The 23,155-nt window shown below is 48.7% G+C and carries 23 protein-coding genes; 16 read left to right on the plus strand and 7 right to left on the minus strand.

Translation table 11 applies throughout. The annotated features are described in order from the left end of the window. Positions 1-38: 38 nt before the first annotated feature. The 4 genes from HAV38_RS02850 to HAV38_RS02865 all read left to right on the plus strand — a co-directional run bounded on the left by HAV38_RS02850 (position 39) and on the right by HAV38_RS02865 (position 5,156). Positions 39-1,634 carry an amidohydrolase gene (locus tag HAV38_RS02850; RefSeq protein WP_168052233.1) on the plus strand — a complete coding sequence of 532 codons (1,596 nt, stop codon included), beginning with the start codon at positions 39-41 and terminating at the stop codon, positions 1,632-1,634. Further along, positions 1,631-2,644, plus strand: a complete 1,014-nt coding sequence (locus tag HAV38_RS02855) for a CobW family GTP-binding protein (RefSeq protein WP_168052234.1) — start codon at positions 1,631-1,633, stop codon at positions 2,642-2,644. Before HAV38_RS02850 ends, HAV38_RS02855 begins: the two co-directional genes overlap by 4 nt. 429 nt (positions 2,645-3,073) lie before the next feature. After that, entirely contained in the window at positions 3,074-4,213 is a 1,140-nt protein-coding gene (locus tag HAV38_RS02860) for a sensor histidine kinase (RefSeq protein WP_168052235.1), read from the plus strand. Between the two features lie 244 nt (positions 4,214-4,457). Beyond that, positions 4,458-5,156 carry a dienelactone hydrolase family protein gene (locus tag HAV38_RS02865; protein WP_168052236.1) on the plus strand — a complete coding sequence of 233 codons (699 nt, stop codon included), beginning with the start codon at positions 4,458-4,460 and terminating at the stop codon, positions 5,154-5,156. 192 nt (positions 5,157-5,348) lie between these two features. Here the strand turns inward: HAV38_RS02865 and HAV38_RS02870 are convergent, their stop codons facing one another. Next, positions 5,349-6,524: a D-alanyl-D-alanine carboxypeptidase family protein gene (locus HAV38_RS02870; protein ID WP_168052237.1), complete on the minus strand. Its 1,176-nt coding sequence runs from the start codon at positions 6,522-6,524 to the stop codon at positions 5,349-5,351. 378 nt (positions 6,525-6,902) lie between these two features. Between HAV38_RS02870 and HAV38_RS02875 the strand changes: the two genes are divergently transcribed. After that, positions 6,903-7,475, plus strand: coding sequence for a DUF4337 domain-containing protein (locus HAV38_RS02875; RefSeq protein ID WP_168052238.1), 573 nt, complete (start codon positions 6,903-6,905; stop codon positions 7,473-7,475). Between the two features lie 276 nt (positions 7,476-7,751). On the opposite strand, the gene HAV38_RS02880 is transcribed toward HAV38_RS02875, so the two are convergent. Next, positions 7,752-7,970: a hypothetical protein gene (locus tag HAV38_RS02880; protein WP_168052240.1), complete on the minus strand. Its 219-nt coding sequence runs from the start codon at positions 7,968-7,970 to the stop codon at positions 7,752-7,754. Between the two features lie 245 nt (positions 7,971-8,215). Then, positions 8,216-8,533, minus strand: coding sequence for a high-potential iron-sulfur protein (locus HAV38_RS02885; RefSeq protein ID WP_168052242.1), 318 nt, complete (start codon positions 8,531-8,533; stop codon positions 8,216-8,218). Between the two features lie 313 nt (positions 8,534-8,846). Here HAV38_RS02885 and HAV38_RS02890 point away from each other — a divergent pair, with 313 nt between their 5' ends. The 4 genes from HAV38_RS02890 (at position 8,847) to HAV38_RS02905 (ending at position 11,302) form a co-directional block, all read left to right on the plus strand. After that, positions 8,847-9,092 carry a hypothetical protein gene (locus HAV38_RS02890; RefSeq protein ID WP_168052244.1) on the plus strand — a complete coding sequence of 82 codons (246 nt, stop codon included), beginning with the start codon at positions 8,847-8,849 and terminating at the stop codon, positions 9,090-9,092. A gap of 93 nt (positions 9,093-9,185) precedes the next feature. After that, positions 9,186-9,656, plus strand: a complete 471-nt coding sequence (locus HAV38_RS02895) for a hypothetical protein (protein ID WP_168052246.1) — start codon at positions 9,186-9,188, stop codon at positions 9,654-9,656. A 224-nt stretch (positions 9,657-9,880) separates the two neighbouring features. After that, on the plus strand, positions 9,881-10,642 hold the full coding sequence (locus tag HAV38_RS02900) for a peptidoglycan DD-metalloendopeptidase family protein (protein WP_168052248.1): 762 nt from the start codon (positions 9,881-9,883) through the stop codon (positions 10,640-10,642). A gap of 216 nt (positions 10,643-10,858) precedes the next feature. Further along, positions 10,859-11,302: a DUF1178 family protein gene (locus HAV38_RS02905; RefSeq protein ID WP_168052250.1), complete on the plus strand. Its 444-nt coding sequence runs from the start codon at positions 10,859-10,861 to the stop codon at positions 11,300-11,302. Between the two features lie 191 nt (positions 11,303-11,493). Here the strand turns inward: HAV38_RS02905 and HAV38_RS02910 are convergent, their stop codons facing one another. The 3 genes from HAV38_RS02910 to gmk form a co-directional block, all read right to left on the minus strand. Continuing rightward, a complete protein-coding gene (locus HAV38_RS02910; protein WP_168052252.1) occupies positions 11,494-13,767 on the minus strand; it encodes a RelA/SpoT family protein in 2,274 nt (757 codons plus the stop codon). A gap of 30 nt (positions 13,768-13,797) precedes the next feature. After that, positions 13,798-14,001: a DNA-directed RNA polymerase subunit omega gene (gene rpoZ / locus HAV38_RS02915; RefSeq protein WP_168052254.1), complete on the minus strand. Its 204-nt coding sequence runs from the start codon at positions 13,999-14,001 to the stop codon at positions 13,798-13,800. An 89-nt stretch (positions 14,002-14,090) separates the two neighbouring features. Then, positions 14,091-14,735, minus strand: a complete 645-nt coding sequence (gene gmk / locus HAV38_RS02920; protein ID WP_168053482.1) for a guanylate kinase — start codon at positions 14,733-14,735, stop codon at positions 14,091-14,093. 557 nt (positions 14,736-15,292) lie between these two features. Between gmk and HAV38_RS21790 the strand changes: the two genes are divergently transcribed. The 7 genes from HAV38_RS21790 (at position 15,293) to HAV38_RS02955 (ending at position 22,556) form a co-directional block, all read left to right on the plus strand. After that, positions 15,293-15,754: a pilin gene (locus HAV38_RS21790; protein WP_311734803.1), complete on the plus strand. Its 462-nt coding sequence runs from the start codon at positions 15,293-15,295 to the stop codon at positions 15,752-15,754. Positions 15,755-16,110: 356 nt separating this feature from the next. Further along, a complete protein-coding gene (locus tag HAV38_RS02930; protein WP_168052258.1) occupies positions 16,111-17,874 on the plus strand; it encodes a PglL family O-oligosaccharyltransferase in 1,764 nt (587 codons plus the stop codon). A gap of 331 nt (positions 17,875-18,205) precedes the next feature. Beyond that, positions 18,206-19,666 (plus strand): threonine synthase, encoded by a 1,461-nt coding sequence (gene thrC, locus HAV38_RS02935; RefSeq protein ID WP_168052260.1) that lies wholly within the window; start codon positions 18,206-18,208, stop codon positions 19,664-19,666. 13 nt (positions 19,667-19,679) lie between these two features. After that, complete coding sequence (locus HAV38_RS02940) at positions 19,680-20,918, plus strand: molybdopterin molybdotransferase MoeA (protein ID WP_168052262.1); 1,239 nt, start codon at positions 19,680-19,682, stop codon at positions 20,916-20,918. 115 nt (positions 20,919-21,033) lie between these two features. Further along, a complete protein-coding gene (gene moaD / locus HAV38_RS02945; RefSeq protein WP_168052264.1) occupies positions 21,034-21,291 on the plus strand; it encodes a molybdopterin converting factor subunit 1 in 258 nt (85 codons plus the stop codon). Positions 21,292-21,362: 71 nt separating this feature from the next. Further along, positions 21,363-22,010 (plus strand): LysE family translocator, encoded by a 648-nt coding sequence (locus HAV38_RS02950; protein WP_168052266.1) that lies wholly within the window; start codon positions 21,363-21,365, stop codon positions 22,008-22,010. A 96-nt stretch (positions 22,011-22,106) separates the two neighbouring features. Next, positions 22,107-22,556 (plus strand): molybdenum cofactor biosynthesis protein MoaE, encoded by a 450-nt coding sequence (locus HAV38_RS02955; protein ID WP_168052268.1) that lies wholly within the window; start codon positions 22,107-22,109, stop codon positions 22,554-22,556. A gap of 102 nt (positions 22,557-22,658) precedes the next feature. Here the strand turns inward: HAV38_RS02955 and HAV38_RS02960 are convergent, their stop codons facing one another. Then, a complete protein-coding gene (locus HAV38_RS02960) occupies positions 22,659-22,928 on the minus strand; it encodes a hypothetical protein (RefSeq protein ID WP_168052270.1) in 270 nt (89 codons plus the stop codon). Positions 22,929-23,155 lie beyond the last annotated feature (227 nt).

A 23,155-nucleotide genomic window follows, 5' to 3' on the forward strand; every position in this document is an offset into this window, starting at 1 on the left:
CGGTTATTCAAGTTTTCGTTGCGAGCAAAATTCTTACTATGAATAGCAGTCAGCCGGAGGCAACCTGTGTTGCCGTGCGCGAAGGAAAAATTCTTTCGGTCGGGTCGCTGGAAGAAGTCAGTCTATGGGGTGAGGTTGACGTTGATATTACTTTCCGGGACAAGATTTTAATGCCCGGATTAGTGGAAGGACATAGCCACTTGATGGAAGGAGCGATGTGGGACGCCGTCTACGTCGGCTTTTACGACAGACGCGGACCGGATGGAAAATGCTGGAAAGGACTGACTACCTTAGATCAAGTCATCCAACGTTTGACAGAAGCCGAAAAGGTAATGACCGACGCTTGTGCCGAATTGCTGGGATGGGGATTTGATCCAATTTTCTTTGGCACCGCACGGCTCTCGGCGAAAGAATTGGATACTGTATCTGCGGTCCGCCCAATTGCTATCTTGCATGCCAGCGTCCATCTGATGAACGTAAACTCGGCCATGTTATCGCTAGCCGGTATCGACGAAGATAGCGAGATTGACGGTATTCATAAAGATGCAGATGGTCGGCCATCCGGTGAACTGCAGGAATTCGCCGCAATGTTTCCGGTCTACAGACTCATTGGAAAACAATTGGCGATTTCTTCCAGCGAAAAAGAAAATACAATCTGGAATTTTGGAAAAGTTGCGCAGCTGGCCGGGGTGACTACGGCCACTGATCTGCTTAATGATTTATCCGCAACTGGCACAGAAAATTTGCGTAAGATAACCTCGGATGAAAATTATCCCGTGCGGATTGTTCCCGCCTATGGACCGCAACGAAGCGCGGAAAATGGACTAAAAAGATTGCAGGATGCCATCGCAGAAAATAGCCAAAAACTACATTATGGCGCGGTAAAAGTAATCGTCGATGGCTCGATACAAGGGTTCACCGCACGCGTGAAATGGCCCGGCTATTTTAACGGAAAGGAGAATGGCTTATGGATTATCCCACCCAGTCAATTCGTAGAGTTGTTTACACCATTTCATATCCATGGCCTGCAACTTCATATTCATACCAATGGCGATGAGGCCGTAGAACTGGTCCTCAATGCATTTGAAAAAATATTGGCAAAGCATCCGCGTAGGGATCATCGTCATACACTGCAGCATTGCCAGATGGCCGACGCGGCGCAATTGCGCCGCATTGCCGCCCTCGGACTTTGTATCAACTTTTTCTCCAATCATATTTACTATTGGGGCGATGCCCATTACACCCAAACCATGGGACCGGACCGCGCCCACAGAATGAACGCGGCAGCTTCAGCACTTCGCCTGGGCATCCCGATTGCGTTCCATTCTGACGCGCCGATTACGCAACTCAGCCCGCTTTTCACAGCCTGGTGTGCGGTGCAGCGAAAAACATCTTCCGGTCACGTACTGGGTGAAAACGAGCGTATTTCGGTCGCGCAGGCTTTACATGCGATCACGCTGGGTGCGGCTTATACATTGAAGATGGACCATTTGGTGGGCAGCATTGAAGTGGGAAAGTTTGCTGATTTTGCAGTGCTGGAACAAGACCCGACGCAGATTGATCCAGACCACTTAAAAGATATTCCCGTGTGGGGCACAGTGTTAGGTGGCAAGATATTCAAATCTCCAAAATGACGCCCACCGCCTTATCACACTTAGACAGGCTATCCGCCGCCCCCGATAGACGTAAACCCATCGATCTGGTGGTAATTGGCGGTTATCTAGGGGCGGGTAAGACCACTTTGCTCAATGCGGTTTTATCTGCACGGACAGGCAAAACAATCGCCGTGCTGGTCAATGACTTCGGCAGTATCAACGTTGATGGTGCGCTTATTCGCTCAAAAACAGACGATGTCATACTTTTAGAAAATGGCTGTATCTGTTGCTCTATTGGCGACAGTTTGACTGAGGCGTTGATCAACATAAGCGCGCGCGAAACGCGGCCCGATATCCTGCTGATCGAAGCCAGTGGTGTTTCGGACCCGGCAAGGATTGCGCAAATTGGCCTGTTGGATAAAGCGTTTCGATTATGTGCGATCGCTGTTTTAATCGACGCGGAGCATATCCATAATACCCTGCGTGACCCCTATGTCGGGGATATTTCCCGACGTCAAATTATGGGGGCCAGCGTGTTAATAATGACTAAGGTCGATTTGATTTCGGAACAGAAGAAAGCTGTTGTCCATCGCCAGATTTCCCTTATCACCAGGGCGATACCCATCGTTGACGCGAAAAAGGGAAAGATTGCGCTGGCGCTGCTGTTTGACTCTTCAATAGACGCCGTGATTGGTTCGGGCTGCGACGGCAAGTCGGCTTCGGTGATGCATAAAAATACTGCTCACGGTGTAGAAATACGTAGTTTTAATTTTAAATTCGACTGTCGTTTCGAGAAGAAAAAACTAAAAGAAATACTCTCGACCTTCTCGGGAAAAATACTGCGTGCCAAAGGGATCGTCTGGCTCACGCACGATAAGTCACCTTATGAGCTGAACATGGTTGGGTTGCGCATTATGCTCATTCCCTTTGCCGGGTTAGCGGATCAATTCTCATTAATTGTCTTTATAGGTCTGACCAGTGCAGAGGATGAAGCGCAACTAATTGGCGCGTTGCAAAAAGCTGCTGGCACATTACAGGCCCCTGGATAAGCAATGCTGCGGCCATGAACGCGCTCTTCAAAGCTGGCGTGTATAGCCAGTAGCGAAGCCTTATTCTACTAGCGTCTCCCAATTTTCCTTGCACACGTTTATAGCTTACCTGTGGCGAATTTTATATAATTCACTCCGAGATACGCATGCACGCGCGTTCTTGTGTTCTGGTAATTAAGCACAGCGATTGCACATAAATGGGGACTTCATATTAATGTGCGGGCGATGTGCGCATTTGCGGCACGGCGCCGTATATTTTAAACGTATCTCGCGCGTCTCTACTTTTAAGATTATTATCTATTTTATAACGACTCGTTGTATTTTATTTACTTGATTGGTAGTACGCCTGATCGCGTTGCCACCTGTAAATATTATGGGATTTTTGGTGTTTTCGATAAAGGACTGTACCTTCAGGGTACAACGCTCATTATGAAACTATCTGGTTTTATCAACAGCCACACCGAGCAGATTATCAAAGAATGGGAATCTGTTGCACGCACACTCGGCGCCCCTGCGAACCAGCTTTCGACTACCGCGCTGCGTGACCATGTGAAAATAATATTACAAGAAATAGCGCTTGATATTGTGACTGTTCAAAGTGTAAAGCAACAAAATGACAAGATTGAAGGCGCTGCCGGGATGGTGGCAGATGACGGAAGCGCAGCTGCAACGCATGGTGTTTTGCGCCAACTTAGCGGTTTTTCTCTAGCGCAACTGACTGCGGAATACCGCGCTTTGAGAGCGATTGTGTTACGTTTGTGGTTGCCGAAAATTGGCCGGGTTACTGAGGAAACTACTTACGATATGGTGCGTTTCAATGAGGCGATTGATCACGCGTTAGCCGAGTCAGTGACTACGTTTTCAGATCAGGAAACGCGTACACGGGATACTTTTCTGGCAATTCTTGGACACGATCTAAGAAGTCCTTTAGCTACAATGGCGATGGCAGGGGATTCTTTATCGCGATTGGGGCAACCCAAAGATAGCGTGCGACAGATCGGTGCCCGCGTGGTCCGGAGCGCGGCCACTATGAATGCGATGGTGAACGATTTGCTTGAGTACGCAAGAACCCAGCTTGGCGGAAAAATGCCGATGATGCGTGCGGCGGTGAGTATTGAAGAAATTTGTAAGTCGGCTCTTGAGGACGCTGGCGCTGCACACCCTGATTGCGTGTTCAAACTGGCGACCTCTGGCAATCTGGTCGATTGTTTTGATCGCGATCGATTGCAACAGGTTTTTTCTAATTTGTTGAATAATGCTGCGCAATATCGTACCGTTGCTCAGCCTGTGACTGTTTTTGCAGAAGGGGGCTCCGATGCAATCGTTGTTACGGTGATGAACCTTGGTCCTGTTATTCCGCCTAAATCATTGGCGGCGATTTTTACGCCGCTGGTCCAACTGACAGTAGAGGGGCAAACGCACAGTCGTCCGTCCACGAGCTTGGGACTGGGTTTATTCATAGCGCGTCAAATCACGGAGGCGCACGGTGGTACGATAACGGTGGAGTCGAACGAAACGTCAGGTACCGTATTTACCGTGATACTTCCCCGATGGAAATCTATCCAATAGAGGCCGTTCCTGGTTCGTACCCGGACGGTGAAGTTTGTTTCAAGCTTACGATAAAGCTGTGAGCGGCTTGATTGCAAACAAAGTAAGCCGGGTATTTTTGCGATTTTTGCGACCGTGAAGCTAGCAAATCGGACATCTGCTAATATGAATAGTGGTAAGTGCCTTCGTTGGTGCTCGCATAAATTAGCGTTAATTTATGCGTTATTTCCAAAATTAACTGATCGCGATTTGAAAGGTTTACACGATGAATGGACATTGGATTGACATCCCGACCGCTGGTGCAACCGGTTTTAGTGGTTATTTATCTTTACCACCGGCCGGCAAAGGCCCCGGCATTGTAATGTTGCAAGAAATTTGGGGCGTGAACTCGCATATCCGCACTGTCGCGGATCAATACGCTCTGGCAGGTTACGTTGTGCTTGCCCCGGACGTCTTCTGGCGCATGTCGCCTCGGTTGGATTTGAATTACGACGACGAGGGAAATGCGCAAGCGTTTAGTTTCTATCAAAAAATGGATACCGCGCAAGCTGCAAAAGATGTGGCCGATGCCGTGGCAACCTTGCGGACACTCCCTGAGTTAAACGGTAAGGTCGCGACCCTCGGCTTTTGTTTTGGGGGGCAACTGGCCTACCGGGCTGCGGCGCTGAGCCATGCAGACGCTGCAGTGTGCTTTTACGGCGGCGGTATTGAACAGCATCTGGATATCGCTGACCAGATCACGCAGCCGATCTTATTTCATTACGCCGCTCAGGATAGTCATATCTCGCAAGACAAAGTGGCAGCGGTAAAGGCAGCGTTTTCTGGTAAGGATAACGCCACCTTCCGAGATTATCCCAATACGGATCATGGGTTCAATTGCTGGGGTCGCCCCGCCATGTATAACCAGCGTGCCGCTGCGTTGGCAGAAGGACGCACATTGACCTTCTTAGCTGAAAACCTGTAGCGTTAAACAGTGTCATGCATGCGATCAGCATGCATGACAGGCGATTCAGGACCCCATCAAGGTATCTGTAAATAATAAACGTATCTTAAACTTTAGCGGCAAGGGGCAGAACCTTAGTAACCTCGACTCGCGTTCCTTTAGTACGTGATTAGCGACCAGCTGCTGAGAAGTTAGGGCTTGACTAGTCTTTAATTAGTGCTTAATAAAATGATCAATAGTAGCGCCCACCCAGAGCCGTCCACTATCTATCAGTCGTGAAAATAGATTCGCCTGCTCAACGTTCGCCAGCGCAATAATCGGCACTGATAGAATCACAGTATCGCCCACCAACACTTTGAGTTGTCCGATTCTGCTACCTTCAGCAATGGGCGCAAGCAGGGGATTATTAATCGCAATCGTCTGTTTTATTTTCTTTGACTGGCCTTTCCGCACGGTGACGTAAATATCTTCATTGAAGCCTGCTTTCACCTCGTTTTGTTTGCCTTTCCAGACTTTTGGCGTGACCAGAGCCGCATCATGTCCATACAATTTGACGGTATCAAAATTCTGGTAGCCCCACTGCAATAACTTGTGGCTTTCTTGTGCTCGGGCGCTCCCTGACGTGGCCCCGAGGACGACTGCGATCAGACGTCGGGTCCCGCTGCTTCCGTTGGATCGATTGGCAGAGGCTATAAGGCTATAGCCGGAGGCGGCAGTATGTCCGGTTTTAATCCCATCAATTTCGCCATCAGCAGACAACAACTGATTGCGGTTGGGTTGCGTGATTTTATTGTATGTAAAAGATTTGGTTGCGTAAATTTTGTAGCATTCGGGATAGTCTTGAACCACGTGTGTGGCTAAATTTCCCAAGTCGCGGGCGGTGGAATAGTTACCAGGGTCTGGCAGTCCATGTGAATTGGCGAAATGCGTGTCCTTCAAGCCCCAGATTTTAGCTGTGCTATTCATTTGCGCAACAAAAGTCTCTTCGGTCCCGGAAATAGCCTCGGCCAACGCGACCGCAGCGTCGTTGCCGGACTGCACGATCAAACCATACAGCAAATCCTGAACGCTTACCGGTTTGTCGGGTTCTAAAAACATCCGCGAACCGGCGTGATCGACCTTCCAGGCGCGGTTGGATACATTGACCATCTGCAGCATGCTAATTTTTTTTTCCGCAATCGCCGCACAGGCTAAATAACCGGTCATCAATTTTACTAACGACGCTGGCTCGACGCGCTTATCCTGATCGTGCGCCGTCAGTATTTGATCGCTGTTAGTGTCGAGCAATAGCCAGGAGCGCGCGGTCAGGACTGGCTCGGAGGATGTTTGCGCAAAAGCCGATGCCAGCAGAAAATAATTCAGGACGATGATCGCTGAAATTTTTTTCATTGGTTTCTCCGGGTTTGCGCATCGTTGAAAAAAGACTGTGCGTTTGGCTGAAATATTTTATTGATAATTTAATAATGCCTGAAAATGACAGACGTCGCCAGTAAGAAGAAGTTCAGGGCGGGGGCAAGCTGCTTTTACCATCTGTAATGGGCTTCAGAATATGCTAAATATAGATAAAAAAATCAAATAAAATCCAAGAAAAACGGGTGATATTTCCTTTCGGCAACCGTGCCCTTTTCCAGAAAAAGCCTACAGATAAATTATTTGTTTATTTTTCTCACTTGATCATGGTAATGATGTATAAAAGCCACGAAGCGGCGCATCGCTCGAAGAAGCCTTAAAACCTTTGCAAATGTTAGCCTCAACCAAGAGAAAATAATGGAAGAAGAATTCGAAGTGCCTAGTCCTCACGAGCACGCACTTGAAGAGGCAGTGGAAAAAGAGCGGGATGGATTAGCGCAAAAAGTGGCGCTGATGACGGCGATTTTGGCAACGATAGGCGCCCTAGTGAGTTACCAAAGCGGTGCCGCGCAAAACGAAGCCATGTTTTTAAAAAATCAAAGTATTTTAAAACAAGCGGAAGCTAGTGATCAGTGGGCATTTTATCAATCAAAGTCGACTAAAAGCCACCTCGACGAAGCAGTCGCGACTCTGGTCGAAAAGCCGGAACAGAAGGCCCGCTATCTTGCGGACAGAGACAAACAGGAGCGCCAGAAGCTAGAGATCAAAGCGGTAGCCGAAGGCCTTCAGGCGGAGTCGCGCAAACTTGGCGAAGAGTCAGACGCCAAGCTGCGACCGCACGAGCGTCTGGCCCTTGGCATGACATTCATTCAGATTGCCGTCGCCCTGGCTGCGATAACGGTGTTGACCAGAAGGCGCTGGCTGATTTGGGGCTCGGTGCTTTCGGCAGCGGTAGGAATTATCTGTTCCGTAACCGCCTTTTTATACTAAATAAAAGGTAGAGGCGGCTCTATTCGCTCCCTGGGGGCGAATATCACTGCTTGATGCGCACACGTTGATGGGTCGAAAGTCCATCGGTTTTTGCCCACTCTAATCGCTTTGATATCAGGCACTATAACTTCGGTAGAGTCATTGGATAAAATAATTAGCCCGCACAGAAAGCATGCGGGCTTTTTTGAATTGGATCCACGTTACCTGCACATTATGTGCTGCCGTTGTTACCCTGTATCAGTGCTGAATTACGACTGTGTTGAGGTAAGGGTGAAGTCAAACCCTGAAGATTTTTTCGTTGGTGTGTACGATTTCAAATTTCGTATCGGACAATTGGTGTAGCGCTCTCCCATCAGAAAGTTGATAACTTTTGGGACCGGGTAATTCGCTCACTTCACCGCTTGTGGACGATGCTGTAATCGGATCGTGATACACGTGCACGTGATAGCTGTTACCGGATGCGCCTTTGGCGTCGAATTTATCTACCAAATCCATGGAAGTCTCCTAGTGGTCGTGGATTAAATATCCGTAGTAACAATAGCAGATTTGAATAATTTTCTGGCGCTCATTTATAGAGGGTCCATTATTACTTAGTACCTCCTCGGGGAAAAATGGGACAGACCCGCACTTGATGGAGGTTTGACCAGCCCTCAGTTGGCACTATCAACGACGCAACGCAAAAGCCCAGCGCGCGGGCTGGGCTTTATGCATCGATCATGGAACTAATTTTTTTAATCCGATTATGCCGCCTTCTTGCTATAGGCACTGCACCAGCCGCCTGCAGCGACTAGTTTTCCAGCAAACAGCGGGCAACCGCCCATTGGGTCGGTGGCTTTACCCTGAAACAACTGGCAGTTTTTACATTGCTGCGCCGCGGTATGATTTGGATACTTGGCTTTATCGGCTTTGCTAGAGTCATGGACATAACCGAGCCCGACGGCCTGGGGATCTTTTTCATCTAACTTTGCGGGCTCCGCACGCGCATTAAGAGAGATACCTATTGCAGAGGCAGCTGCGATATGGGACAAGTTTTTCAAAAATATTCTACGATTAGTCATGTGGACTCCTTTATGGGCTATTTTTACGGTACCTCTACCGTGGAGTGGGATCGTAGCACGGGCTTACCAAACGCGTATTTTCACGAGGTTATTACGTCCTAAATGCAATGTTGTTACTGGGAAACAATCCCTCCAAGAACCTGCAGAATTTTTAAGCGCGAATTTTTGTTCATCGCAACGTATTGGTTCGCATCAGTTTTACCTCCTTGTGGCAGGTTTGACTAAATTGATGGGTTTCACGGATAAACCATCAGCAAAATACCCTGTGCGGGCGCCAGTTTGATAAACTCCCCGCTTTAATGAAGGAACTAGCATGACCGATGACACCAAACCGGAGCCACTCCCACCTTTACCGACCGATAGTTTACATCCCGAGTTCGTGGTGGTTTGCCGCGATATCGGCTATGAAGTAGGACTCTCGCTTAAGCCGGACCGCAAGGCACAGCTTTTTACCGCCTTAGCCGACTTAAATGAATTAGCTCTGGAGCTGCGCAGTAGTACTGATAATCCGAGTTTGAATGGTTTTTTAGATGGCGTGATAACTGCGCTGGAACAGTAATCTGTTCACAATCTGACTGCGCAGATCGTAATCGGGTTTTGAGAATCTGTTGACAATTTTATTAATAATCAGGCCAAAAGAAATTGAGCGGATATGGGCGTTAAAAGAGTAAAAGATGAGACGACAACGAATGTCGCAAATGGGAATCAGGGCCAAAGTACAGCCTATGCTGTCGGGCTGGAAGGGAGCATTAATGCGCACGCATTTATTCCCGTGGCTAGAGCCGTTCCCGGGGCTGGAGCCGAGGCAAAGCAAATCTCTCCTGCTAGCGACGTTGCTATTGCCGCCGATCGCGAGTGGCAGCGTCGCAAGTGGATCTGGCAAATGGGGACTATCGTATTCATGGGCCTTAGTGGACTGGTTCTCAATGTGCTGGTAAAGTCGATGGCGATCACCTCGACCCCAGCCTCAGTCAATTCGGTTGATGCTTACTGCGAGGTCGACGGACACGCGAATATGAACCCAAGCGCAAACTCGTCCGATCGGACTGCAACGTCGATTGCGCATTTATGCCCGGGCGACGCAGCGTTGGTTCTACCAAACCGCATAGCATCGGATAAATAATGTGTCTGAAGTTTTGTGGCTTGCGATAAAAAAATATAGGTGCACCACGGCTTGTGAACGAAGCTGAAAGTTAAAGGTCAATTAGTCATAAGTGCGATTAAGAGTACAGTTTATAGTCGGGTTGAACGTCTTAGGAAAGCGTAACGATCGAAATTAATGAAAAGCGGTACATCACGTTTCCCAAGGGATTCCGGTAGCGCGAATCTACATAGTGAAACGAGAGAATGCATAAAATTCGCCTGACGTTATTAGTATTTCTAATCGTAATGATTGCAGCCTGTAGTACAACCAGTGGCAGTAAGCGCGACAGCCCCGGCGCACGCAATAGTTCAAGTAATAGCAATAGCACTGACATTAATAGCGGCCCCGGGTATTACACCGTCCAAAAGGGCGACACCTTGTACAGTATTGGGCGCAAGTTTAAGCAAGACCATCGACAGATCGGTCAGTGGAACAAGCTGGAAGACTTAAACGGCATTGAGATCGGTCAAGTGCTACGCGTTGTCCCAACGGATGCAGTAACTGCCGCATCGACAAAAAAGCCTGTTTTTGCTTCACAAAATGTGGGAGCGCCCACAGAATCCCCGCCCGCAACGCTGTCGCCAGCCAATGGCGACGAAAGCAGTCTGGACTGGCTCTGGCCTACCGAAGGCACTAAAACGAGCAGTTATTCTTTAGCCAAAAAAGGTATTGAGATTGCTGGTAAAAGCGGTCAGCCGATATTGGCTACTGCAAGTGGCAAGGTGATGTATGCCGGCGCAGGGATACGCGGTTACGGCAATTTAATCATAGTAAAGCACACAGGTTCGCTGTTATCCGTCTACGCGCATAATAATGTGATTCTTGCAAAAGAAGGGCAGATGGTCAGCAAAGGCCAAAAGATCGCTGAAATGGGTAAATCCGATAGCAATACCGTTAAATTATATTTTGAGATTCGGCGCAATGGAAAGCCGATTGATCCCGCTATTGTTTTCCCTCGCCGCTAAATCAATGTAATGAGGCAAGTTCGTTTTAGGTCCATAGACCCGTAAAGACTTTTAAATTTTTGACTTTCTGCAGACCTTTACTGCAGACCTTTACTGTAGTCTATCGATTAATACAATTTTGTCGAAATTAACTTATTGCCCTCAATGAGGGAATGTCAATTAATTGGCATACATTATCAGGTATGGTTCACGTACTCCTATGGATGCCTCAAAGCGATGAAAGTTTATAATTTAGGTTGCGACAAGCATCATTGTTTTGAAGGATGGTTCTCTTCGGAGCAGGATTTTTTAGCGCAATCCGAGCGACTTCAGATTGCGTGCCCGACCTGTGAAAGTCTTCAGATAACTAAATTGCCATCGGCACCGCATCTGAACCTTTCACAAGGAGGACCCAGCGTACCGGCGGCCCCTGCGGCAAGTAGTGAGATGGCGATGACGCGGGAATCGGCGTTCATCAAAATGGCACAATATGTTTTAAAAAATACCGAAGATGTGGGCGAGCGTTTTACGGAAGAAGCACGAAGGATGCACTACAACGAGGTTCCCCATCACGCCATACGTGGGACAGCCAGTGCCAGCCAGCGCGAAGCATTGACGGAGGAGGGTATTGACGTGGTTGAACTGCCGCTGCCAATACGGTCTAAGCAATCGCTACAGTAGTGTCGCTGACTAGAGCGCAAAAGAATCGAGACACTAGCGATCCCCTGAAAATCCAGCTTTGTTTTACTTTCAGTACTTCATTGGCGTACTGAGAATCACTCTTTGAAATAATACGCTACACGAGGTATGAGGCCATGCTGACGGGTGCCATCAAATGGCGGTTATGTCGATTTCTCAAATGCAGTCGCGCACTAACTACGCTCTCGCAAGATCCGGGTGACCCCATGAATCCTGCGCACATTGCGCATTAACCGGGCCAGATGCACACGGTCTTCAATCTGAATAGTAAAGACCAGTTGCGTCATCATCAGGTCTTTGTCGTCATCCATATTAACGTAAGTGATGTTAGCGTCAGACTCACCAATGTCGGCAGCTAGTCTTGCCAGAATGCCTTTACCGTTATGCACCAGCACCTTGATGCGGCAATCAAAGCGACGATTTAAACCTTGCGCCCAACGCACTTCAATCCAGCGTTCGGGATCTTTGCTACGTTGCCTTTTTGCAATATTGCAATCTTCAGTGTGGACGATCAGACCCTGATCCCGCTTAAGTTGGCCGATCAGCAGATCGCCAGGAATCGGCAAGCAACACGGAGACAACTGAATTGAAATGCCTTCGTTGCCGTTAATGGTTACCGGTTCCGCTTTAACCGGTAGCGCTGAACCTTCCATATCCAGCAAAGGCAGGGAAAGCGGCTGATTTTCGAGTAAGCCCATAATGTGGCGTGCCACGAGAGCAGCCATGCGCTTACCGACCCCAATATCTGCGTAAATTTCTTCCATCGAATTGGCACTCGATTCGTTGAGCAAACGCTCGACGACGACCGGTGCCAATGCCGGATTCAGATTCAGCATTGCTAGTGCTTGCGACAACAGGCGCTTACCAAGCTCAACCGACTCATTTAAGTTGATCGTTCGCAGATGATGACGTATCGCGGAGCGGGCTTTACCTGTGCGTACAAAGCTGAGCCAGTTTGGACTGGGTCGTGAACTGCTCGACGTAATGATTTCGACGATATCGCCATTGTGTAATTCTGAGCGCAGCGGTGCGGGCTCGTGATTGATCTTGGCCGCCACAGTTTGGTCGCCGACGTCGGTATGAATCGTGTAAGCAAAATCAAGCGCCGTTGCACCGCGCGGCAGGGCGATAATTTTTGATTTGGGCGTAAAGACATATACAGAGTCGGGGAAAAGATCGACTTTGACATGTTCAAGAAATTCGGCCGAATCGCCAGTCTGTTTCTGGATGTCTAGCAACGATTGCAGCCACGCATGCGTGCGTTGCTGCAGTTCGCTCAAGTCGCCATCCTCGTCTTTATACAGCCAATGCGCAGCTACGCCGGATTCGGCAACGCGATGCATATCTTGCGTTCTGATCTGAAACTCTACCGGCGTACCGTATGGCCCAATCAGTGTGGTGTGCAACGACTGATAACCGTTGAGTTTGGGGATTGCGATGTAATCTTTAAATTTGCCCGGCATCGGCTTATAGAGCGCATGCAACGTGCCTAGCGTGACGTAGCAGTTGGCGAACGTGTCTACTACGATGCGAAACCCGTATACATCCAGAACTTGCGAGAACGACAGATGCTTGTTCCGCATCTTGCGATAAATGCCGTAAAGGGTCTTTTCACGGCCATCGATTTGCGTCGGTACTCCGGTTGCGGACAGTGTGGTGTTCACAGAGTCAAGAATCTTGCTGACGACTTCGCGGCGGTTACCGCGCGCTGCCCGCACTGCTTTTTGCAGCGTGCGATGGCGGATAGGGTGCAAATGTGAGAACGATAGTTCTTGCAACTCGCGGTAAATATTGTTGAGGCCGAGCCGATGCGCGATCGGGACGTACACTTCCATCGTTTCGCGCGCGATACGACGCTTTTTTTCTGGAATCATGACACCCAGCGTACGCATATTGTGCAATCGATCGGCAAGCTTGATCAAGATTACGCGCACGTCCCGGGCCATTGCTAATAACATTTTGCGGAAATTTTCCGCCTGCGCTTCTATTTGACTCTGGAATTCAATTTTGTCTAGCTTAGACAGTCCATCCACCAAACTGGCCACGGGCGCGCCGAAGCGCTCAATTAACTCATCCTTTTTGACGTCCTGATCTTCCATAACGTCGTGCAACAACGCCGCCATGATCGCTTGCGCGTCAAGCTTCCATTCGGCGCAAATTTCAGCGACAGCGATTGGGTGGGAGATGTACGGTTCGCCCGATTTACGCATCTGTCCCAGATGCATTTCATCAGAAAAGCGATAGGCTTCCTTGACCTTCTTTAATTCCGAAGGGGTAAGGTATTCTGCGAGCTTATTAGTAAGATGCGTGATCGATGCAACGCCATTTGGCGGCGCTGGATGATCTTTAGAAACTTCAGATGAAACAGTTTTTTTCAGGCGCGATGGAGCGACTCGTTTAACAGGAGCGGCTGATGGTAAGGTCGAATCTGGAGGAGTCAGGTTCATACTATAGGTACAGCCGCAAGAAGTGAACGATTAACCCGGTACCTTCTTTAGCATTTCAATACCGACTTTGCCAGCTGCGATTTCACGCAAAGCAATAACAGTTGGCTTGTCTTTTGCGTCAACTTTAGGGGTATGACCCTGCAGGAGCTGGCGTGCGCGGTAAGTTGCAGAAAGAGTCAATTGAAAGCGATTAGGAATGTGCTTAATGCAATCTTCAATGGTAATACGGGCCATATTTTCTCCGAAAACAGTTTCATACAATGTCAAAATCAGTCTCGCCGCAATGCCGTTTTATCGTCGTTGCCGTCAAGATTAACTGGTTGTTAGCTTAGGTTGGCATGAATGCCAAGTTGCGCAAATAAGTATGCGTTGCGTACTGCCTGTTGCGCAAAACGACAACGTGTCGCTTTGACAATGGCCGTCAGTTCTGACAAGGCAGCAGCAAATTCTTGGTTAATAATAACATACTCGGACTCGGGGGCATGGGCGATTTCCCCACCAGCGGCCAGAATCCTGCGCGTTATCACGGATGGCTCGTCCTGACCGCGCTTTTTCAGACGATCTTCCAGTGCGGCAATCGACGGTGGGAGTATAAAAATACCGACTGCATGGGGAAATTGTTTTTTGACCTGTTGCGCGCCTTGCCAGTCAATCTCGAGCAGCACGTCAGTTCCAGCCTGCATCTGCTCACCAATCGCCAGGCGTGAGGTGCCGTAATAGTTGCCATGCACCTCAGCCCACTCCAGAAATTCACCTTGCTTATGCCGCGCGCGGAAATCTTCGACAGAGGTAAAATGATATTCGCGCCCATTCATTTCTTTAGTACGAGGCGGTCGCGTTGTATAAGAAATTGATAGTTTAATCTCTGGTTCTTGCGCCAGTAACGCGTTGACCAGTGTCGATTTACCGGCTCCCGACGGGGCGACCACCATAAATAAGCTTCCGGACATCGGGTGTTCGTCGGGCATCGCTGCTACATTTAATAGTTCGTTTGGTGATAATGGTGAAAGTGGCGGTGTCATGTCGGTTCGGGTGCTTAGCAAATAGGGGAGGCGCGGCAATCAACGTTTGGGCGACGCTTAAGATGGCTGGGCAGATATTGCAGCATTGTAGCAGTGGCGGGCTTGCGCTGCGGAGGGATCCGATGCGTGCAGTGAAATGTTTAATTTGTACCACAGCCCTGATGCCTGGTACCCACAGCGAACGCTTTATAAGGACAGGCTGCACGCATGAATACCGGCCTGAGCGCATTAGGCCATGCCAAAAACATATTTCCACCCTTATTCGGTCTCGATGTGACGCGGTGGCTTACCCAAACGCAAATTTGCATTAAGTGACGGTTTTGGTCATGTTTAAGTGGGATAAGACCTTTTTTGTCGCGCTTGCGACAACAACTATTTAAGATAAATCTATTGACTTGCCGTCAGGTAACAAAATTTATACATGGCACGTTCCCTGCTTTAAAGGGTGGGAAGTCCAACCGAATTTACAGGAGTTTTCCAAAATGAATAAATCTATCCGTCGCATGTCGACAAAAGCGCAAAAGGGTTTCACGCTGATTGAGCTGATGATCGTTGTCGCGATTATCGGTATTTTGGCTGCGATTGCAATTCCGCAATATCAGGACTATGTTGTCCGTTCGAAGCTTGCAGCAGTTGCGACTGCCACAGATTCGATTAAGACAGCGATGGCAGAGCAATTTCAAACTACCGGCGCATTCCCCGCGACTAACGCTGCGCTTGCGTCTATTGGCGTCAACGTTGTTCCCGCACCAAATACAACTATTACAATTTCGAGCACCGCGTCGAGCGGTATTATTACAACCGCCTTCACTACTGCCTTGGGCGCTACCGTTCCTAACACCGCTACTTTGATCCTTACTGCAACTCCTGCCACAGGCGCTTCAACAATTAGTTGGGGCGCAACTCAGACAAATATGACAGGCGCCGCAGCCAATTATGTATCTACCAAGTTGAATGGTTCTTAAACAACGCTTAACTATTACTTGAATTATCAACACCTCTACTTCAAAAGAAGTGAGGTGTTTTTCTTTTGTGCGGCGCTCACATATTTGATGGCGACCAGATTTTGCTCTCCATTTTATGGCGGTAGGTACCAATTTCGCATTTGTCCGGTCAGTGCCTATCACCCGCTATCAAAGCGGACGGGTTTGAGGCAAAGGCGATGACAATTTCCTTGAGGGTGCCGTGTTTTCGACCAGTCTCGACATTGAGTCCTAGGATCGTTGATGAGTAGGGCACATCTTTATTTGGAAATTATTCTAAAATCCATTCTTAATCCCTCCCCGTACGGAACGTATCTAAAAAGCACAGGGATAAATAATTGAAACAAATTGACACCACGAGCTGGATATTGACCTTGGTAGGGCTGTTATGCCTAGTACCCTTCGTTCAGCCCTATCATCCAACGCCAATTTCGTCTTTATTCGCCGAATGGCAAGCATTTTTTTTGCTCTGGACGGCCGTCTTTATTGCCTGCTTTCATGGCAAACGCAGGGGCGAAATCTTAATTCCAAAGATTGGATGCTCTGCAATCTTTCTTTTCTTTTTTGTTGTAATAAGCGTGGCTTTTAAGCCCCCAGAATACGCGCAGCAAGTGGTTTTGCCGTTATGTTATTTCGTTAGTTTGTACGGCGCGATTCAATTGGGATTTTGGTTACGCCAGATGGACTTGGTTAAGCGCTGCACTTTATGGGTTGCAATATATTTTGTTGTGGGGGGGGCGTACACGGTGGCAGTGCAATTTTTGCAACTCCACTGGACTGGTTTTTCGTTTCTGCCCTTTATTACTCCCAAAATGGCTGGATACAATCCCTACGGCAATATTGCCCAGACTAACCACTTGGTGTCCTATTTGGCGATAGGCTGGGCGTCAACGCATTATTTATTAGCGCGTGGCAAGATTAAATTAAGAGTCTACCTGCCTTTTTCGTTGCTGTTATTCTGCGGACTTGTGATGTCTGGTCAGCGCAGTGGCTTTATTTATGTAGTTAGTTTAAGTTTCTTGTTTTGGTGTTCTGCGCTGACAATCCATGCAGATCGCATCCTACACCGTTCTTTCTGGATTTCGTGCATGCCGGCGACGTATCTGTTGCTAAGCTATATTCTGCCAATTCTGGCGCGGGTCGATGGCGCCCAGCTGGTTACCGCCACGCAACGTTTAGGTACGGGGTGGGATGTCCGTTTTAATATGCTACACATTGGTTGGTCATTATTTAAGAATGCGCCAGTGTTTGGAATAGGATGGGGGCGACTGCCCTCATATCAGTTCTTGAAAGCAGATGTATTGCCCACGTTGCCTGCCAATCATTTGCATAACATCGTCATACAACTAATGGCGGAAACAGGAATTTTTTGTACGGTAATAGTTCTTGCGATATTTTTTTTATGGCTAAGAACATTCATAAAATTTCCTTCATCTCGCGAAAAACAATTTGTATTTAGTGTAATTATTGTAATTGGCCTGCATAGTCTGTTCGAATATCCACTTTGGTATGCCTATTTTTTACTCCCCGTTGGCGTTCTTGTAGGAATGTTTGAGGCCGAGGGAATTCGATTAAAAGTACCTGGATTTTTGACCGACATAATTATTAAAGGGGCTTCGATTCTAGCGATGGCGGTATTGTTTTATTCGTTTTTTGAGGCCTTATATGTAACTGATTTATACGCCCGAAGATCAAATTTCCCGTCGCCCACCATGCGCGTGGAAGAAGTGAACGAAATCGCGCGCATGCCGAGCAATTTCTTCCTGAAGCCGTACGTTGACTTTATCGATAGCACTGGTCGTGAGTTTAATAGCGGCGATTTGTCAGTAAATACGGCTCTTAACCAGCGCTTATTAAATAGCCTTATTGATAATAACGTAATTGTGCGGCAAAGTATTTATTGGGCGATGGCTGGAAACAATAAAGAAGCAGAAATCGCTTTTGTGAGAATGAACAAAATATTTCCAGGCGAGGCTCCAGCCATGCTCAAGGTGATAAATCGCGCGGCGTTGTACGGAAAAAACGATCATTTGACCGCGTTTTCGATATGGGCCAGCCATTCTGCTGAAAGTAACAGGAGCCTTCTAAAAAAAGCATCTTAGGTGATTGACATGATAGCGGCGACCTCAACCAATAAAATTCACTCCACAATTTTGAATGAACACATCTTTAACGTTCAAATCGTCACATGGCAAAGTTTTCTCTCCTACTAACATTTATTTAATAATGGCAATTACTTAGGCGCATCCTAACGCTTTTCTGCACGCGGAAATTCCACTTATTCCCTCCCTCTTCAGTATAGCTAAGCCATATGTCGTAATCGGCAGCTATAATGTTGCTAACCCGGACATTTGGTTATTGGGTGCTCCAGCCATTTAAGCCAAATTTTATCTCCCATCTGCATTTTGCAGACTTATACCTACATATAACTCTATGCAATACGTTTCTACGCGCGGCCACGCTACGGCACAAACCTTTTCGCACATCTTGCTGGGCGGTCTGGCACCAGATGGTGGCTTATATCTGCCAGCAGAATATCCGCAGGTCAGCGATGCAGAGTTGAACCGTTGGCGTGCGCTGTCTTACGCCGATCTGGCATTTGAGGTGCTACGCAAATTTGCCACCGATATTCCTGATGCCGACTTGAAGGCGCTAACGCACAAAACCTATACCGCAGACGTGTATCGCAATGGGCGAGCAGGCGAAGACGTCGAACAAATTACGCCGTTGCGGGTATTGGAAGAAAAGGCGGGCTGCAAGCTCGTATTGCAGGCGCTGTCAAACGGTCCGACGCTGGCGTTCAAAGATATGGCGATGCAATTGTTAGGCAACTTGTTTGAATACACCTTGGCCAAAAATAATGCAGCGCTGAATATATTTGGCGCGACATCTGGCGATACTGGCAGTGCGGCAGAGTACGCCATGCGCGGCAAGAAAGGTATTCGGGTTTTTATGTTGTCTCCGCATAAGAAAATGAGCGCGTTTCAGTCGGCGCAAATGTTTAGCCTGCAAGACCCGAACATCTTTAATATCGCGGTTGAAGGTGTTTTTGATGACTGTCAGGATATGGTTAAAGCCGTGTCGAACGACCATGCCTTCAAGGCAGCGCAAAAAATTGGCACCGTCAATTCGATCAACTGGGCGCGTGTCGTCGCGCAAGTGGTGTATTACTTCCGGGGTTATCTGAGCGCTACTACCAGCAACGATCAAAAGGTGTCATTTACCGTGCCGTCCGGTAATTTTGGAAATATTTGCGCCGGACATATTGCGCGCATGATGGGATTGCCTATCGATAAGCTGGTGGCGGCGACTAACGAAAATGACGTTTTGGATGAGTTTTTTCGGACTGGTATCTACCGGGTACGGAAATCGGCTGAGACATACCATACCAGCAGTCCAAGCATGGATATCAGCAAAGCGTCCAATTTTGAGCGGTTTGTGTATGATTTGATAGGCCGCGATGATGCGCGCCTGAGCGCTTTGTTCCATAAGGTAGAGACCGCAGGTGGTTTCGATTTATCGGGCAATCCTGGGAGCGACGGCGATGAATTCCGCAAAATCGCAGAGTATGGTTTTCAGTCCGGCAGGTCGACGCATCAAGATCGTCTGGATACTATTCGCGATGTAGAAAAGCGCTACGGCGTGACCATCGATACGCATACCGCCGATGGGGTCAAAGTCGCACGCGATTATGTTACGCCGGGGGTAACGATGATTGTGCTGGAGACGGCTTTGCCGGCAAAGTTTAATGAAACGATCCGGGAAGCACTAGGCCGCGATGCAGAGCGGCCAGACGGTTTTGAGAACATTGAAGCCTTGCCGCAGCGGTTCGACGTTATGGCAGTCGATGTGGCGAAGGTTAAAGCCTACATTGCCGGGCATACTGGTTTGTGATGGAGGCCGAGAGATGCTAAAACCACCACTATCCTCACCGATGTTATCGGTCACTGACGCGCTGGAGGTTCTTTTAACGGCTGCCAGGCCCGTAACAGAGATTGAGATAATACCCACGCTGTCGGCCAATGGGCGCGTCCTCGCTACTGCCCAGATTTCACAATTGAATGTACCGCCCGCCGACAATACGCAGATGGATGGTTATGCTGTTCGTGCAGCTGATTGCATGAGTGGCACCGCGCGTTTGCCGGTGTCGCAACGTATTCCCGCTGGTCACGTTGGTCAACCATTGCACCCCGGTACTGCCGCCCGCATATTTACCGGGGCAATGATCCCGCCGGGTGCGGATGCGGTCGTGATGCAGGAAATGTGTGAGGCAGGCGACGATGCGGTAGTTATCCGACATGCGCCTAAACCTGGTGAATGGATTCGACGTGCTGGCGAGGACATCCAGATTGGCCGGGATATTCTGTCCGCGGGCACTCGATTGCAGGCCCAGCACCTTGGTCTTGCGGCCTCGGTGGGATTGGCTACGTTGCCGGTATTGCGTAAGTTGCGCGTCGCAATCTTTTTTACCGGTGATGAGTTAACAATGCCCGGGGAATCTCTGAAGGCGGGTGCAATTTATAATTCAAATAGATTCGTGTTGCGCGCATTGATGGAGAATTTCGGGTGTGAGTTTACCGATTATGGCATTGTGCCTGACTCGCTCGCCGCTACGCGCGAGACATTGCGACTTGCTGCCCGGCAACACGATCTGATTATTACTTCTGGCGGCGTGTCAGTCGGTGAGGAAGATCACGTGAAGCCAGCGGTAGAGGCAGAGGGCCGCATTAACATGTGGCAAATCGCCATGAAGCCGGGTAAGCCGCTAGCCTTCGGTGAAGTTAATCGTTTTGGGCTTGAAGGTGCGGCATTTTTTGTCGGTTTGCCGGGCAATCCGGTGTCTAGTTTGGTTACCTTTTTGTTATTTGTACGGCCGTTTCTTTTGCGACTACAAGGTTGTACTAACGTTAGTCCGCATTTCTATTCTATGCGTGCAGATTTTGAATGGCCCAAAGCTGACCGTCGTCAGGAATTTTTACGTGCCAGAATCAATGAGAGCGGTGGTCTGAATTTGTTCCCGCATCAGGGTTCTGGCGTGCTGACCTCAACCGTCTGGGGGGACGGACTGGTCGACAATCCCGCTGGAAAAACCATCGCGGCTGGCGATGTCGTGCGTTTTTACCCATTTTCGGGGTTGATACGATAGCGATCTTTGCTACCAAAACCGGCTTGCGTTGCTAACGGCGCAAAGCACTCATTTAATAACGCAATAAATCGATCCCTCCAGATTTCGGATTGCATGGTCTTGCTCAGGAAGTCCTATGAAGATTCAAATACGTTTTTTTGCCAGCGTTCGCGAAGCGCTCAACTTGACGCAGGAGACGGTGGAGTTACCCGACACCGTGCTGACCGTTGGCGATGTCCGCACCTATTTGCGCGCCCGTGGTGGTGTATGGGAACAGGTTTTAGGTGAAGGGCGCGCGTTACGCATGGCCTATAATCAAATCATGACAACGCCAGAACAACCGTTGAGCGTTGATTGTGAAGTCGCATTTTTTCCGCCGGTGACGGGCGGATAGTGCGGGACGGGAACGGCGCGGTAACGACGCGACTCTGCGACTATCCCTTACTGTGACATTTAAAGGATGCTATGCAACTTCAAACCTGGCTGTTTTATCTCGCCGCCGTCGCCGTATTAGTCGCAACCCCTGGCCCTACAGTGCTGAGCGCGGTAACTAATGCGGTCAATCATGGCGTGCGTCGGGCGCTGATAGGAGCGTGCGGTAGCCTGACTGCCGTATGCCTGATAATGACGGTCTCGGCCTTTGGAATCGGCGCAGTGTTAACATCTTCAGAAAAAATATTCCTGACGATTAAATGGTGTGGTGCAGCGTATTTAATTTATATCGGCATTAAAGCTTTCTGTTCCGGGCAAACCAGTTTTGATGTCGATACAGGCATCGCGCAGGCCAAGCCCGCAGCGTCGCACGTGTTATTGCGCCTATATCTGAACGGTTTTTTGGTCGGTGCCAGTAATCCCAAAGCGCTCATATTCTTTACCGCGCTGTTTCCGCAGTTTCTTGATCCACAAGCGCCACAAATCCCACAATTCCTGATTTTAGGTATAACCTTTATTTGCTGCGAATTGATTGGTTTGACGTTCTATTCCAGCTTTGCGGTTAAAGCCGCACCATGGTTGCGCATGCAGGGAAGAGCACGCCTGTTCAACCGTATTTCAGGATCTGTTTTTGTTGGTGCCGGTGTGGCGTTAGCTACTGTTAAACACAGCACTAAATGACCGCATTGCGCAACTCTGTTGCTCTACCTTATGAGGCCACCTCATTGCGCAACCCTTATTGTGCCAACCTCACGCAATGTACTGAAAGATAGCATTATGTCTGTACGTGTTCAAACCGACGATTTTGATCTCTCCACCGAGTTATTAGCTTTGCGCCGGAGCAATCCCAAAATTGGTGCGGTGGTCAGTTTTGTGGGCGCTGTACGCGACGTCAACGATGGCAGTGTCGTTGCAGAAATGACGCTCGAGCATTACCCCGGCATGACCGAAAGCGCGTTAATCGCGATCATCGAACAGGCGCAACAACGTTGGAATATTGTCGATGCTTTAGTGATTCATCGCATCGGTCCTTTACAACCGTTAGATCAAATTGTGCTGGTCGCGGTGGCTTCAGCGCACCGTGGTGAGGCTTTTGCCGCGTGCGAATTTATCATAGACTATCTCAAAACCGAAGCGCCATTCTGGAAAAAAGAGCAAACGCCCGACGGTGCACGATGGGTTGACGCGCGTGATGGCGACGATGCCGCACTAAATAAATGGCGCTAAGAGCCTTTGCATTAATTCATATGCCATAACATGCGTCCCGCACACTATGCGCCCAGCATCAACGTGCGAATGGACCCTTATCAATATTGATCGCGCGCGCTATTAATATCGGGCCGTGATCGGACCCATCATGTTGCCTAGCTGCGATTTTTCAGAACCATCATCCCTCTGGGTGTCGAGACCATTAGCAGGATACTGCGAAGTACCGATTTCACACAGGCCGCGCAGGCCTAGACTCTTCCAATCATCATAGGGATAAGCTTTGGTACAGTTTGCGACACAACTCGGTTGCCTACGGCATGCTTGTGCCTGGTTTGCAAATCCGGCCAGCAAGCTGACCGAGAGAGAGAATAAAATCATAGTTCGTTTCACAATAAGCTCCTGTAGATTTTGTACAAAGATATACACCGACGCGGACTTTCCGTGGCGCACAAACTTTTGACGCATTTACGTCACGCTAATTCCATATAATTTCCCAATGGAAATAATTTTGCAATCGATGTAAACTTCCGAGTCTCGGCCGCCGGAAGGCCTTTTGGGATAGCGGGGAAATAAAATGAAGAAACGTAGAAACCAGGATAAATGATGTTATCCGATCT

This window comes from Glaciimonas immobilis (assembly GCF_011947285.1).
In the GTDB taxonomy this organism is placed as follows: Bacteria; Pseudomonadota; Gammaproteobacteria; order Burkholderiales; family Burkholderiaceae_D; genus Glaciimonas; species Glaciimonas immobilis.